Annotated in this window: 12 protein-coding genes; 9 read left to right on the top strand and 3 right to left on the bottom strand. The window is 72.3% G+C overall.

What is annotated here, in order from left to right:
• Positions 1–437 precede the first annotated feature (437 nt).
• The 7 genes from ABZ924_RS20730 (at position 438) to ABZ924_RS20700 (ending at position 8,900) form a co-directional block, all read left to right on the top strand.
• Positions 438–1,205: a thioredoxin domain-containing protein gene (locus tag ABZ924_RS20730; RefSeq protein WP_361911560.1), complete on the top strand. Its 768-nt coding sequence runs from the start codon at positions 438–440 to the stop codon at positions 1,203–1,205.
• A gap of 88 nt (positions 1,206–1,293) precedes the next feature.
• A complete protein-coding gene (locus tag ABZ924_RS20725; RefSeq protein ID WP_361911557.1) occupies positions 1,294–1,854 on the top strand; it encodes an NADPH-dependent FMN reductase in 561 nt (186 codons plus the stop codon).
• Between the two features lie 338 nt (positions 1,855–2,192).
• Complete coding sequence (locus ABZ924_RS20720; protein ID WP_361911555.1) at positions 2,193–4,334, top strand: YcaO-like family protein; 2,142 nt, start codon at positions 2,193–2,195, stop codon at positions 4,332–4,334.
• A 15-nt stretch (positions 4,335–4,349) separates the two neighbouring features.
• Complete coding sequence (locus tag ABZ924_RS20715; protein WP_361911552.1) at positions 4,350–5,630, top strand: MFS transporter; 1,281 nt, start codon at positions 4,350–4,352, stop codon at positions 5,628–5,630.
• On the top strand, positions 5,623–6,138 hold the full coding sequence (locus ABZ924_RS20710) for a GNAT family N-acetyltransferase (protein ID WP_361911549.1): 516 nt from the start codon (positions 5,623–5,625) through the stop codon (positions 6,136–6,138). Before ABZ924_RS20715 ends, ABZ924_RS20710 begins: the two co-directional genes overlap by 8 nt.
• Positions 6,139–6,469: 331 nt before the next feature.
• Positions 6,470–7,075 (top strand): response regulator transcription factor, encoded by a 606-nt coding sequence (locus tag ABZ924_RS20705; RefSeq protein WP_361911547.1) that lies wholly within the window; start codon positions 6,470–6,472, stop codon positions 7,073–7,075.
• A 121-nt stretch (positions 7,076–7,196) separates the two neighbouring features.
• The gene (locus ABZ924_RS20700; RefSeq protein WP_361911544.1) at positions 7,197–8,900 is read left to right on the top strand and encodes a DUF885 domain-containing protein; all 1,704 of its coding nucleotides are present in this window, start codon (positions 7,197–7,199) and stop codon (positions 8,898–8,900) included.
• A 99-nt stretch (positions 8,901–8,999) separates the two neighbouring features.
• Here the strand turns inward: ABZ924_RS20700 and ABZ924_RS20695 are convergent, their stop codons facing one another.
• A complete protein-coding gene (locus ABZ924_RS20695; protein WP_361911541.1) occupies positions 9,000–10,010 on the bottom strand; it encodes a HEAT repeat domain-containing protein in 1,011 nt (336 codons plus the stop codon).
• Positions 10,011–10,016: 6 nt separating this feature from the next.
• Complete coding sequence (locus tag ABZ924_RS20690; protein ID WP_361911595.1) at positions 10,017–10,688, bottom strand: HEAT repeat domain-containing protein; 672 nt, start codon at positions 10,686–10,688, stop codon at positions 10,017–10,019.
• Between the two features lie 118 nt (positions 10,689–10,806).
• On the opposite strand from ABZ924_RS20690, the gene ABZ924_RS20685 reads away from it, so the two are divergent.
• Positions 10,807–11,589 (top strand): class I SAM-dependent methyltransferase, encoded by a 783-nt coding sequence (locus ABZ924_RS20685; protein ID WP_361911539.1) that lies wholly within the window; start codon positions 10,807–10,809, stop codon positions 11,587–11,589.
• A 189-nt stretch (positions 11,590–11,778) separates the two neighbouring features.
• Positions 11,779–13,305 carry a protein kinase gene (locus tag ABZ924_RS20680; protein ID WP_361911536.1) on the top strand — a complete coding sequence of 509 codons (1,527 nt, stop codon included), beginning with the start codon at positions 11,779–11,781 and terminating at the stop codon, positions 13,303–13,305.
• Between the two features lie 79 nt (positions 13,306–13,384).
• Here ABZ924_RS20680 and ABZ924_RS20675 read toward each other — a convergent pair whose 3' ends face one another.
• Complete coding sequence (locus tag ABZ924_RS20675) at positions 13,385–13,996, bottom strand: hypothetical protein (RefSeq protein WP_361911534.1); 612 nt, start codon at positions 13,994–13,996, stop codon at positions 13,385–13,387.
• Positions 13,997–14,074: the final 78 nt, after the last annotated feature.

The following is a 14,074-nucleotide window of genomic DNA, read 5'->3' as shown; positions in this document are numbered from 1 at the left end:
GGCTTCGGCCGGTGACGTTCATGGGGTCGACCATAACGCGCGCCCGCCGGCCCGGGCGCGCGAATTTGCGTCGGGGGTCACCAGCCGAGGACGTTCATCAGGATGATCGCCGCGTAGTTCGCGAAGATGACGGCGAGAACACCGATGATCATGAGCCAGGCTCGGCGTGATTCGTCCAGGTGCACGTGTCGCCTCCCGTCCGGGACGTGCCGTCCTTCCTCCGCCGGGTGCCCCTGCGGGCCCGGGGGTCTTCTGCCATGGTGGCCCGGCTGCCGGCAGTGCACATCTCGGGCGTTCCCCGCCCGGGCGGCGGGCCTGCGCGGGGCGGTACCGCCCGCCGTTGACCGCCGGTCGGGCTCCCGGCCGCGGCACGGGAAACGGATGTGCGCATTCCCTGCCGGGCTCCTACAGTGGGCGCTTTCGACCTGGGGGAGTCCATGCAGATCAGACATGCCGGAAAGCTCGGCTACGCAGCCGTCTGGGCGGCCATCGCGGTGGCCGTGGCCGGCCTCGGCTCGCGGGTGCTGGCGGACCTGGAGGACGATCTCGAGCCCGAGTCGGCGGCCCAGGCGTACGCCGACGCCACGGAACTGCCCGAGGAACTGTCGAGTGACGGCACGACGATCAGGGTGGGGGATCCGGAGGCCAGGACGGTCGTCCGGCTCTACGAGGACCCGCGCTGTCCGGTCGTCGCCGACTTCGAGGCGAGCGGCGCCAAGGCGGTCCGGGCGCAGACCATCAAGCGCGAGGCGCGGACGGAGTACACCCTCGCCTCCTTCAAGGACGACCGGCTCGGCGGCGACGGCTCCAAGCGCGCGGTCAACGCCTTGCGCGCCGCGCTCGACGTGCAGAAGTTCACCGAGTACCACGCAGTGCTGACGGCACACCAGGAAGAGGTCGAGTCGTCCGGCGGCTACACCACGCAGCGACTGCTGAGCCTCGCGGACCAGGTGCCGGGACTGCGCAGCGAGACCTTCGACGCTGCGGTGTCCACCATGAAGTACAGCGATTTCGTGGCCGCGTCGCAGAAGGCGTACCAGCGGACCGGGGACGACCCGATCGGGCCGGGCACCCCTTCCGTCGTCATCAACGACAAGCAGGTCACCGGCGGCACCTACCAGGACCTCTTCGACGAGGACGAGCTCACCCGGCTGCTGGCAGTGATCCGCAAGACCCCCGAGGCCTGGCGGAGACGGGCTTCCTGAGGGCGACCGGCAGCGCCCTCCCCGGTACTGCGGTGCGCGGATGTCGGCGGGTCGGGGAGGCGGCCGACAGGGGCAGTACGTTGAGCGGATGTCGAAGCCGCCTGTGATCCTGCTGCTGTCCGGAAGCCTGCGGACCGGTTCCTCCAACGAGTCCGTGCTGCGCACCGCACGGGCCGTGGCGCCCCCGCGGACGCGCACCGTCCTCTACGACGGCCTGGCTGCGCTGCCGCACTTCAACCCCGACGATGACACCCACCCGCTGCCGGCTCCGGTGGCCGAGTTGCGGGCGCTGATCAGCGAGGCGACCGCGGTGCTGATCTGCGCCCCGGAGTACGCGGGCACCCTGCCGGGCTCGTTCAAGAACCTGCTCGACTGGACGGTCGGCGGCACCGAGATCTGCGACAAGCCCGTGGCCTGGATCAACGCGGCCGCCCCCGGCCGGGGCCAGGGCGCCGAGGCCACGCTGCGCACCGTGCTCGGCTACACCGGCGCCGACATCGTGGAGGCGGCGTGCGTACGGATTCCCGTGGACCGGGGGACGGTCGGCGGGGACGGGGCCATCACCGACGAAAGGGTGCGCGAGCAACTCCGCACGGTGCTCGTCCTGCTGGAGGCGCGGGGGCCAGAAGACCCCGTGCAGAATTCATGAGGACTCGTGAGGAATGCATCTGGGCGCGGCACCCGTATCCCCGTAACGTTTCTCTTGTCAGCGAAACAGAAAACCGAAACGGGAGGTAAACATCATGATCTCCACCGTCAAGGCCAACGTCGTCACCGCCGTCGTCCACAACCGTGCCGTGGTCCACAACCGCGCGGTCGTCCACAACCGCGCCGTCGTCCACAACCGCTCGGTTTCCAAGTGAAGTTGACCCTCTGAGGTCTTGCGACCACGGTCCCGGATTCTCCCCGGGACCGTGGCACTTTTCATAAAGAGAGTCAGTTTCTATGGGGGCTGATATGCCGGCGGACGACACCGCTTTGGAACTCGTGGACGTAGAGATATACGACCTCGAGCAGGACTTGTGCTTCCTCGCCACCGCGAACGGTGGGCAGTTCTACATTTCCGCCCCCCCGTCCGAGTTCCGCGCATGGCTGGCGCGCTGCGACGGAACCAGGTCCCGCAGCGAACTGCTCGCGGGCACGGCCCCCGAATACGCCGAAGTCCTGGACGTCCTGCGGCAGGACGGCTGCCTGCGCCCCGCCGAGGCCGGAGCCGACGCCGAGCGGGCGGCGCTCGTGGCCCGTACCACGGTCCTCATCACCGGCACGCCGGAACTCGCCGCCCCGCTCACCCACGCGCTGAGCACCACCGGCTACGCCCACGTCGGCCCGGCCCCGCAGGACCTGTCCGACGTCGACGTCCGCGACGGCGACACCGTGCTCGTGGCCGCCTTCTCCTACCCCGCCCACGAAGAACTGAGCCGTATCGACGAGCAGTGCGCCCGCCTCGGCCTGCGCTGGCTGCCGCTGCGCCACGAGCGCGGCCGGGCCGTCCTCGGCCCCGCCATCACCCCGGGCCTCACGGCCGACTTCGCGGACGTACTGGACCGCAGGCTCTCCGCCGCGCACGACCCCCGGATCGTCGAGGCCGTACGGGCCGCGCCGCGCCCGGCCGGCCACCCGCTGCGCGACGGCGACGTCCGCTGGACATCGGCGCAGCTCGCCGCCTTCCTGGAGCGCTGGATCACGGGCGAGGCGGGCGTCGACGAGGTCGAGCTCGATCCGCGCCGCCTCGACCGGATCGAGCGCACCGTCCTGCCCGTGCCGACCCGGCCGCGGCCCGTGGTGCGCGGCAACCCCGAGGGGGACCTGCTCGTCGACGACCAGGTCGGCGTGGTGACCGGCGTCCAGGAGCTGGCCCCCCTGCCGGGCATGCCGGCGCAGCTGAGGGTGTGCGCGGTGGACGTCGCCGACATGCGGCGCGTCGCGGACTGGCCCAACGACCGGCAGGCGTTCGGCACGTCCTGGTCCGATTTCGACGCCGCCCGCCGCAGCGCAGTGGGCGAGGCCGTCGAACGCTACTGCGGCAGCCGGCTGCCCGAGGACCGGCTACGCTTCGGCAGTCATGCCCAGTTGCGCAGGGCCGGGGTGCCCGCGCTCGACCCGCGCCGGCTGCACCTGTACTCGCAGCGCCAGTACCGCAGCCAGGGCTTCCCCTTCGCGCCGCTGACGGTGGACGCGGAGTGCGCCTGGGTCGAGGGCCGCTCGTGGACGACGGGCGAGCCGGTGTGGGTGCCCGCCTTCCTGGTCGCCCACGGGGAGCACGACCCGGTCTCCTACTCCGACCCGCTCGTCGCCGGCGTGGCCTGCGGCGTCAGCGAGGAGCACGCCGTCACCTCCGGGCTCGAAGAGGTCATCGAGCGCGACACCACCATGCTGTGGTGGGCCAACGCCGCCCGCCTGCCCCGGCTGCCGATGACCGACCGGATCCGCGAGCTGGTCGCCGACAGCCGGGACGCGTACGACACCACCCTGATCCACCTGGACAACGAGTTCGACGTCCCGGTCCTCGCCGCGGTCGTGCGCGACCGCGCCGCGGGCTGGCTGGCCATCGGCTTCGCCACCCGGCCCGACCCGCAGGAGGCGGCGGAGAAGGCCCTCGCCGAGGGGTTCACCCTGCACCACACCTGCCGCTTCCTCGACGACGACAAGGCCCTGGCGGACGGCCTGGCCGACCTGCCCCACCTGGGCAACCTCAAGCCGTACCGCGCCGACCGGCGCTACCTCGACTCGTACCGCCCGGACTTCGGCGACGTACGGGACCTGCTGTGCCAGCAGCAGCTCCACCTCGACCCGCGGGCGGGGGAGCGGGTCCCCTGGATACACGACCTCCCCACCCGCCCCTGGGACGGACTGCCCGCACTCGCCGAGCGCAGCCTCGGGGCGTACCGCGAACGGGTCGAGGCCCGCGGCTTTGAAGTGATCAGCGTCGACCTGACGACCTGTGACGCCGAAGCAGCCGGGTTCAGCGCCGCCCACACGATCGTGCCCGGCCTCGTGTCGAACTTCCCTGCCGGCATGCCCATGTGGGGCGACGGCAGGATCGGCCGCGCGGGCGTCGGGCTCGGCTGGCGGTCGCAGCCGCTGTCCGAGGAGGAGTTCAACGTCTTCCCGCTACCCCACGCGTGAGGGATACCGATTGCGATGGCTGTCATCGACACACTCGGCCTGCCGAACACCAAGGGCCGCACACCCCTGATCGTCGCGCAGGTCGTCGACGCCCTGGGCACCGGGCTCTTCCTCCCGTTCGCCGTCGTGTACTTCCACGCGGCCAAGGGCATCCCGCTGACCACGGTCGGCCTGATGCTGTCCGCGGGCGCCCTGCTCTCGCTGCCCGCGGGCCCGCTGGGGGGCCGGCTGATCGACCGGGTCGGGCCGCGGCGCGTGCTCGTCGCGAGCAACCTGCTCCGCGTACTGACCTTCACCGCCTACGTGTTCACGGACACCCCGTGGCAGCTGGTCCTCCTGGTGACGGCCACCATGTGGGGCGACAGCCTGTTCCGGCCCGCCGTCTTCGCGCTGGTGGCGCAGGTGGCCGACGACGGGCACCGCGCGCGCTGGTACGCGATGGACAGGTCCCTGCGCAACGCCGGGATCGGCGCCGGCGGACTGGTGGGCAGTACGCTCGTCGGCTGGGGCGGCAGCTCGGGATACACCGCCGTGGTCGTCCTGAACGCCGTGTCGTTCCTCGTCGCGGCCGCGCTGGTCGCGAGCTGGCGCCGGACCGCCGTCCCGCGCCCCGCCGGCGCGGGCGCCGGCCCGGCCCAGGCACCCGCCCCGGCCGCGGACGCCGCGGGGCAGCGGCGCGGCGGGTACCGGGAGGTGCTCGCCGACCGGGCGTTCCTCGGCGTCCTGGCCACCGTCTGGGTCTTCGCCCTGTGCGACCTCGCGCTGACCGTGCTGCTCAGCGCGTACGTGATCGAGGCACGCGGGCTGCCGGCCTGGCAGCCCGGAATGCTGTTCGCGATCAACACCGTCATGGTGGTGCTGGCGCAGACCGCACTGGCCAAGGCCGTCGAGCGCTACCGGCGGCCCGGAGTGCTCCAGGTGGCGGCCGTCCTGTGGATGGTGTCCTTCGTCCTGTTCGCGGCGGTGCCCGGCGACCACGCCGGCCTGGCCTTCGGCGGGCTCGTCCTCGGCATGGTCGTCTTCACGGTCGCGGAGCTGCTCCAGGCCCCGACCAGCAGTGCCCTGATCGTGGGGATGGCCGCGGGACACCTTCGCGGCCGGTACCTGGGGTTGGAGGAGCTGATGTGGAGCCTGGCCAAGGTGCTGGCGCCGACCGTGTTCACCTGGCTGCTGGCCCGGGGAGCAGGCCTGCCGTGGCTCGCGCTCGGCCTCTGCCTCCTCGTGGCGCTCGTGCTGCTGCAGCGGCTCCACCGGGTGCTGCCCGCACACGTCCAGCGCGAGACCGTCGATGCCTGAGCTCAGCTCCCGGATCCGCCGCCCCGAGGAGTTCCGCGAGGTCTACCACCGGGTCTACCGCGAGCCGCCCTACCACGAGGATGCGGCCGCGGCGGACGGCTTCGCCCGGCAACTGGCCGACCACGCGGCACTGCCCGGCTTCTGCGTGACCACCGTCGGCGACGGCAGTGAGCCCGGCGGGCTCGGCGGCTTCGCGTACGGGGTGCACCGCGAGGCGGGGTGGTGGCATCCGCGGGCGGCCGACCCCGCCCCGCCGTGGCTGCGCCGACCGCTGTTCTACGTCTACGAGCTGGCGGTCGTAAGGGAGTTGCGCGGCCGCGGGTACGGGCGCGAGCTGCTGGACCTGCTGCTGGCCGACCGCACCGAGCCGTTCGCCGTACTCGCCGCGTCGAGCAGGGCGTCGGCGCGCGAGCTGTACCGGCGGTGGGGCTGGACGAAAGTCGGAGAACTCACGGGTCCACCGCACGGTGTGGACCTCCTCGCACTGCCTTTGACGCCGCGCCTTTGACGCCGCGCCTTTGACGCCGCCGCGGTGACCGGGGCGCCGCGCCGCCCACCGGGGCCCCGGTGGGCGGCGCAGCCATGCCGGGATCCCCCGCCGGCCCTCCCGGAGCCTTCCCCTGGCGCTGCGGGAACCGGTCGGGAACGCTCCGGGAGCGGCCCGCCCCAGACTCGGTGCAGAACCGCGAGCGATCTGACAGAGGCAGCGGACGGTTTGACGCCCGAAGCGCACCCGCGTGCAAAGGTGTCCGGTATGCGGCGCCCCGAACCTGCTGACCGTACAGGGGCGCTGCGCGCGCACGCTATCGCTGCATCGTCTCAATTCACAGGGGAATCGAATGAGTGTCGATGTGATGGTCTACGATGATCTTTCCCTATCCCGATTTGCGCTCACGGCATTACTGGAACAGCATCCCGATATCGCGGTCGTCGGATCGGTGGACAGCATATATGCCGCGCTCGAATTCGCCGAGCTGAATCGACCCGACGTCGTGATCGTCAGTTTCGACGGCAGGGACGAGGAAACGGTCGACGTCGCCGAGAAGATCGCCATCCTTCCGGACGTCCGGACGCTGTTGGTGGCCACTGCATGTGTCCGGCCGGTCGTCCGCAGGGTGTTCGGCGGGGAAATCGACGGAATGGTGCGGCGCAGCGTCCCGCCCCAGCGCCTGTTCGAGGCCGTCCATCTGGTGCACGGGGGCGAGCGGGCCTTCGACGCCGAGCTGGCCGTCGCGGCCGTGTCGAACGGGGACTGCCCCCTGACCCCCCGGCAGTTGTCCGTACTCGAACACGTCGAGCGCGGCGACACGATGGAGGAGATCGCCGCCCGGCTGTGCCTGTCCGAAGGGACGGTGCGCAACTACATTTCGACCATCGTGGCGAATATGGGTGCCCGTAATCGCATTGACGCACTGCGCCTGGCCCGGAAACACGAATGGATCTGATGCGTCCGCGCCGCCGTGCGGACCGCATCGCGGCGAATGCACTAGGAATCTGTTGCGCCGCGGGCACCGACTGCTAATGTCCGACTGCTCTTGCAGACGCATCGGTTCAAGGACGGCTCGTATGCCCGATTCCAGCAATTCCAACCCTGCCGCGGACGGTCGGCTGCCCCGCCAGGTCGCCGACGCCCACGTCGACGCCCTCGTGGAACTCGACCCGATCGCCGGCACCTTCCTCGGCATCGCCGGGAGTTCCGGCCGGCTTCCCGACCTCTCGCCCGAAGGCCGGGAAGCGGTGGCCGACCTGGCCCGTACCACCCTGAGGCAGCTCGCCGCGGCGGAGACCGCCCCCGGTGCCGACGACACCGGCGAGCGCCGCTGCGCCCGGCTGCTGCGCGAGCGGCTCACCGCCGAACTCGCCGTCGACGAGGCGGGGGAGAGCCTGCGGCACGTCGCCAACCTCGGCTCACCGCTCCACCAGATCCGCGATGCCTTAACCCTCACCCCCGCGGACACCGACGAGGACTGGGCGGCCATCGCACAGCGGCTGCGCGCCCTGCCGGACGCCCTGGCGGGGTACCGGGCCTCTCTGGACGCCGGCCTCGCCCGCGAACTGCCCGCAGGGCCGCGGCAGGTCTCGGCCGTCGTCGGCCAGTTGACCGAGTGGATCGGTACGGACCGCAGCTGGTTCGCCGAGTTCACCGACCCCGGCCCCGAGCCGCTGCGGGACGAACTCGCCGCGGCCGCCGCCGTGGCCACCGGCTCCCTGGCGGAACTGCGCGACTGGCTCCGTGACACCTACGCCCCGGCCGTCGAGGGAGCACCGGACGTCGTCGGCCGGGAGCGCTACGTCCGACTCGCCCGCTACCACAACGGCACCGACCTCGACCTGGACGAGGCCTACGCATACGGCTGGGCCGAGTTCCACCGGCTGCTCGCCGAGATGCGCACCGAGGCCGAGCGGGTCCTGCCGGGCGCCGGCACCCCCTGGGAGGCGCTGGCGTGGTGCGACCGGCACGGCGAGGCCGTCGAGGGGGTCGAAGAGACCCGGCAGTGGCTCCAGAAGCTGATGGACGACACCATCGACACCCTGGACGGCACCCACTTCGAACTGGCCGAGCGGGTCCGCCGGGTCGAATCGCACATCGCCCCGCGGGGCAGCGCCGCCGCCCCCTACTACACCGAGCCGTCGCTGGACTTCTCCCGGCCCGGACGCACCTGGCTGCCGACGATGGGGCAGACCCGCTTCCCGGTCTACGACCTGGTCACCACCTGGTACCACGAGGGCGTGCCCGGTCACCATCTCCAGCTGGCCCAGTGGGCGCACGTGGCCGGCGAGCTCTCCCGCTACCAGACCACCGTGGGCGTCGTCGGCGCCAACGCCGAGGGCTGGGCGCTGTACGCCGAGCGCCTGATGGACGAACTGGGCTTCCTGACCGAGCCCGAACGCCGACTGGGGTACCTGGACGCGCAGATGATGCGGGCCATCCGCGTCATCATCGACATCGGGATGCACCTGGAACTGGAGATCCCGAAGGACTCCCCCTTCCACCCGGGGGAGCGCTGGACGCCGGGGCTGGCCCAGGAGTTCCTCGCCCGCCACACCAGCCGCCCCGCCGACTACGTCGAGAGCGAGGTCACCCGCTACCTCGGCATGGCGGGCCAGGCCATCGGCTACAAGCTCGGCGAACGGGTCTGGCTCGCGGGCCGGGAGGCGGCCCGGGCGCGGCACGGAGCGGACTTCGACCTCAAGGCCTGGCACATGGCCGCGCTGTCGCAGGGCTCACTGGGCCTGGACGACCTGCTGGCCGAGATCTCGGCGCTCTGAGGAAGGACCGGTGGCCCCGCCGTACCCACCCGCCCCGGCACGACCCGTGCCCTCTGCAAGCCGAACGGGGTACGGGTACGGGTACGGCGGTGCGGTCCGTCACCGCGTGTCGCGCAGGCCCAGCACGTACGCCGCGGTGAGCGCGACGGCACGGTCCTCGTCCCGGGACAGGTCGGCGAGCGCACGTGAGGCCGTGCCGCCGGGGATGTCCGCGAGGGCCTGCGCCAGCCGCAGCCGGGCGGCGCCGGCCGTTCCCACGCTGCCGGTGCCGAGGCGGTCGACGAGCCCGGCGGCGATGCGGTCCGCGAGCGCGGGATCGCTCGCCAGCGCGCTCAGGGCGTCGGCCGCATCGACGTCGTTCGCGCCGTCGGCCACCATGTCGGTGAGCGCCGGGACCGCGTCGGCCACCCCGCGTGCCCCGAGCGCCAGCGCCGCACACCGCCGGACCGCGAGGTCGTGGTCCGCGAGGGCGTCCCGCAGCAGCGCGGTCGCCCCGGGGTCGGGCAGCTCCGCGACGGCCTGCACGGCGCGCCTTCGTACCTCGGCCGCCGACGAGCCCAGTCCCTGCGCCAGCAGGGGCAGGGCGGCATCGCCCGACCGGGCCAGCGCCCACCGCAGCGCGCCGGCGACGCTCGGATCCGACTCGCTCAGCGCGGCCTCGACCAGGGCGTCCACCGGCACCGTACTGCCTTCGGCCGCGGCCAGCGCCGCACGCTGGCGCTTCCCGGCGCTCTCCGACCCCAGGCCGTGCAGGAGCGCGACGCTGCGCAGGACGTCCTCCCAGTCGGCGGGTTCCGCGGCGCCGATCCGCTCCAGCCGGGTCAGCAGCTCCGTCTCGGCCGCGATGCGTTCGCGCGTCTGGCCGACCAGGGTCTCGATGAGCCCGCCGGGGGTGAACCCGGGATCGTCAAGCGCCCGCGCGACCTCGCGCAGCGGCAGCCCCAGCGAGCGCAGGCTCTCGATGTGGAAGATCCGCCGGATGTCCTCGCCCGAGTACTCCCGGTAGCCCGCCCCGGTACGCCCTGTCGGCCGCAGCAGGCCCAGGGACTCGTAGTGGCGCAGCATTCGGGCGCTGACCCCGGACCGCCGTGCCACATCACCGATCAACACGTCCTGTCACTCCTCCCGGGCGCTCGTGCCCAAGACCATGATCCGCTTCGCCTCCTCGACGGCGAACCCGAACCCGGCATCGGGGTCGCGCACCAGCCGTTCCGTGGCGATCGCGTGCTGACGCACCCGGGGGTCCGCATCCGTCATCGCGGCCCCCAGGACGGGGAGGGCGACGGCCTCACCCAGCGCGACCAGGGCCCTGCTCAGGCTCAGCTGCGTCTCACGGCCGCCGCGCCCGAGCTGCGTCACCAGCACCTCGGCCAAACCCGACGCGGCGCCTTCCGGTACCAGGACCACCGCTGCCCGCCACGCGCTGCGCGCCACCTCATCGTCGGGGTCGGTCAGCAGCGCCCGCGTGATCGCCGGCCATGCCTGCCGGTCCCCGACCTTCGACAACGTGTGCAGGGCCTGACTGCGCGCCTGCGCGCGCTCCGAGCCCAGCGCCTCGACCAGCTTCGGGACGGTCACCGAGGACGGGTGGCGCGTCAGCGCCCACGTCAGCATGTCCCGCACATGGAAGTCCGGCTCGACCGCGCACCGCTCGATCAGCGTGTCGACGCAGCGGGGGTCCGCTGCCGTGCCGACCGCCAGGGCCGCCCGCAGCCGTACCGACGAACTGCTGCTCGCCAGGGCCTCGAGAGCCCGCACCGTATCCACTTCCTCTTCCTCTGCCCGAATGATCACCGTGACCACCTCCTCGGAAGCAGTGAAGGCCTTGCCACAGTGTCAAGGTCAACCGTGGCACCGGTGGAACACGGCCTGGCCGACCGCCGGGAGTACCGCATAGCTTGGCGGTATGGATCATGATGAGCAGTCACTCCACGCCTCGTCGTTCGGCGCAGCGGCGGTCGCATACGCCGAGCACCGTCCGGACTACGCCCAAGCCGCGGTGCGGTGGGCGCTCGAACCGGCGCCCGGCCCGCGCGTGCTCGACCTCGGGGCCGGGACCGGCAAGCTGACCGCCACCCTGGTCGCGCTGGGCGCCGAAGTCATCGCGGTCGAGCCGGACCCGGCGATGCTGACCGAGCTGCGCCGCTCCCTCCCGTCGGTCCGGGCCCTGCCGGGCAGCGCGGAGACGATCCCGCTGCCGGACGCTTCCGTCGATGCCGTGCTCGCCGGCAATGCCATGCACTGGTTCGACATGGCCGTCGCGGGGCCCGAGATCGCGAGGGTCCTCGCGCCCGGCGGGATCCTGGCCGGCCTGTGGAACCTCATGGACGACCAGGTGGAGTGGGTGGCCGGGCTCGCCCGGGTCAGCGGGAGCGCGGCCATAGGCCCGCGGGACACGCCCGCCGGCTGGCGTGCCGCGACGGCGGACATGCATCTTCCGAAGACCGGTGCGGCCGCCGCCCGCTTCGGCTCCCCGGAGCAGGCCGAGTTCCCGCACGGGCAGCGCCGCACCGCGGACTCCCTCGTCGCGACCATCGCGACGCGCGCGGGGATGCTCGTCATGCCGGAACACGAGCGGGCCGCCACGCTCGGCCGGATCCGGGCGTTCCTCGCGGACCGGCCCGAGACCGCCCACGGCGAGTTCACCCTGCCGATGCTGACCGGAGTGCTGCGCGTCCGACGGCTGTGAAGCAGCGGAACGCCGCGCCGGCGTCCGGGCCCGGTCACAGCTCTGTTTCAGCCTCAACCGACTGTGAGTGCAGCGGTGTTGACGGACTGCATTCTGAGCGTGGGGCGGATCGAGGGGGGCGGGTACGGTGGCGCGAAGCCTCCGGGGCGTCCGTGGTCCGCGACCACCCTACGTCTCAGGAGGAGCCAGGTGAGTTTGAGTGCGCTGCGCGCGGGGGACCCGAAGCAGATCGGCGAGTTCACGCTCGTCGGTCGGCTGGGCGCGGGTGGCATGGGTGTCGTGTACCTGGCGCAAGGCCCCGACGGCCGACTGGTGGCCCTCAAGCGGCTCCGTGAGGAACTCGCCTCCGACTCCGAGTTCCGGGCGCGGTTCCGGCGTGAGGCGGCGGCGTTGCTGCGCGTCCAGGGCGCATGTACGGCACACGTCCTGGCGGTCGAGGTAGACGCGAGCAGCCCCTACGTCGTCATGGAGTACGTACAGGGCCCGACGCTGGCGGAACACGTCGCCGAGCACGGCCCGCTGCGAGGGGACATGGCGCACGGCTTCGCCGTCGGGCTCGCCGAGGCGGTCATGGCCATCCACCGGGCCGGCCTCGTGCACCGCGACCTCAAGCCCGGCAACGTCCTGCTGTCGAACCAGGGCCCGAAGGTCATCGATTTCGGCATCGCACAGGCCGCCGATGCGACGGCGCTGACCCGCCCCGGCGTCTCGATCGGGACCGTCGGGTACATGGCACCGGAACAGGTGCGCGGGCAGGCAGGACCCCCGGCCGACGTGTTCGCCTGGGCGATGACCGTGGCCTACGCCACCACCGGGCGGCCGCCGTTCGGCACCGGACCGTCCGAGGCGGTGCTCTACCGGGTCCTGCACGACGAACCCGACCTCGACGGTGTGCCCGACCGCCTCAGGGCACTGCTGACGCCTGCGCTGGCCAGATCACCCGAGCGACGTCCCACGCCCGGGCACCTGCTCGCCGAACTGACCGGCGCCCCGGATCCTCGGACGATCCCCGACGTGGAGGCCGTCACCACGGTGCTCGCCACTGCATGGCAGATGCCCGAAACGGCCGCGCCGCCAAGGCCCGTGCCGAAGCAGCGCACCGCGCGGGCCGCCGCCGCGGCAGCGGTGGTGCTCCTGCTCTCGACCGCCGGGATCCTCTGGACGGTGACGTCCGGTGGCGGGCACCCGACGGCGTTCGGCACGACCGCGCCTCCGAGCACGCCGAGGAGCACGGCACCCTCCTCGTCTCCGACGACGTCAGCGCCGCCGACCTCAGCGCCGCCCACCTCGGCGGCGGCCCAGCCACCCCCACCGCAGCCGTCGACTCCTCCGTCCACAGGCGCGATCACCAACGCGCACAGCGACCTCTGCATCGACACCAACGGCCCGCAACGACCCGGACTCGAGGTGGTGCTCCGCGCCTGCGCGAATTTCAGCGGTCAGATCTGGCAGCACGACCGGACGAGCCTGCACCTCACGAACACTCCCAGCGGCCTGTGTCTCGACACGGACGGGCAGCCCGCCACCGGCGTCAGGGCCGTACTCAACTCCTGCGGCTACTACAGCGGCCAGCAATGGCGCTACGACGCCGGCAGCAAGCAGTTCGTCAACCCCACGAGCGGCCTCTGCCTCGACACGAGCGGACCCCCGGCACTCAACGTCGACCTGGTGCTCAACCCCTGTGGGAACTACACCGGCCAGCACTGGCGGACGTGACGGGAAGACGACGCCGACGCCGACGCCGGCGCCTGCGTCTGCGAGGCGGCCCGTCCCGATCCGGAACGGGCCGTACGGCTCAGTCCGTACCCGGAGCCGTGGGCGGTGCGGATGACGGTCTGCCGGGTGAGCGGGCGCGCAGGCGGTTCGAGGTCAGAACGAGCTCCTCCGGTACGATCATCCTCTGCAGGACGAACCGGCCCAGCAGGCCTTCGGGCCCGATGACGACCAGGACGTGCCCCTCCGTGCTCAGGCGCAGCTCACTCCACGGGTGGCTCCACTGCGGCACGTATCCGAACTCCCACAGCTGGAGCTGCCGGGTGGTCGTGGTCAGGGAGTAGGACGTGTAGTCGTCCTCCTTGAGGGGCGGTGGCACCGGAGCACCCTCGGGAATGGGCTTCACGCGGTAGCTGTTCAGCTCCATCTCCCCCGGACGCAGTGTGTCCCTGCGGACCTCGGCCTTGATGCCGGACCGGCGGGCGGCCATCGCTCCGCCGAGGCCCGCCATGAGGCCGACGGCGAGGCTGAGCGTCATGCTGAGCCACCAGGGCATGTACTCAGGCCCCTCGATGGCGATCGGCACGCTGCCGAGCGCGCCGGCGATCCCGCCCCAGACCGTGCCACGCCGCAGGCGCCTGCGGCGTGCCAGGTCCGCCTCGCCCTCCGATGCCGCGTCGACCGTCCCGTCCATGGTGGTCCCCCATCCCCTTCGACATTGCTGTCGCGCCTCGAAGTACCGTACGCCCCGGGGAAGTTGATGCGCACAGGG

The organism is Streptomyces sp. NPDC046876 (genome assembly GCF_040645035.1).
GTDB lineage: Bacteria > Actinomycetota > Actinomycetes > Streptomycetales > Streptomycetaceae > Streptomyces.
This window is presented reverse-complemented; position numbering and strand designations above follow the sequence as displayed.

What these genes read in the sequence shown, in the direction of transcription:
- ABZ924_RS20685 (WP_361911539.1), top strand. Translation starts at nt 10,807, where the DNA reads ATGGATCATGATGAGCAGTCACTCCACGCCTCGTCGTTCGGCGCAGCG.
- ABZ924_RS20725 (WP_361911557.1), top strand. Translation starts at nt 1,294, where the DNA reads ATGTCGAAGCCGCCTGTGATCCTGCTGCTGTCCGGAAGCCTGCGGACC.
- ABZ924_RS20730 (WP_361911560.1), top strand. Translation starts at nt 438, where the DNA reads ATGCAGATCAGACATGCCGGAAAGCTCGGCTACGCAGCCGTCTGGGCG.
- ABZ924_RS20705 (WP_361911547.1), top strand. Translation starts at nt 6,470, where the DNA reads ATGAGTGTCGATGTGATGGTCTACGATGATCTTTCCCTATCCCGATTT.
- ABZ924_RS20710 (WP_361911549.1), top strand. Translation starts at nt 5,623, where the DNA reads ATGCCTGAGCTCAGCTCCCGGATCCGCCGCCCCGAGGAGTTCCGCGAG.
- ABZ924_RS20715 (WP_361911552.1), top strand. Translation starts at nt 4,350, where the DNA reads ATGGCTGTCATCGACACACTCGGCCTGCCGAACACCAAGGGCCGCACA.
- ABZ924_RS20675 (WP_361911534.1), bottom strand. Translation starts at nt 13,996, where the DNA reads ATGGACGGGACGGTCGACGCGGCATCGGAGGGCGAGGCGGACCTGGCA.
- ABZ924_RS20700 (WP_361911544.1), top strand. Translation starts at nt 7,197, where the DNA reads ATGCCCGATTCCAGCAATTCCAACCCTGCCGCGGACGGTCGGCTGCCC.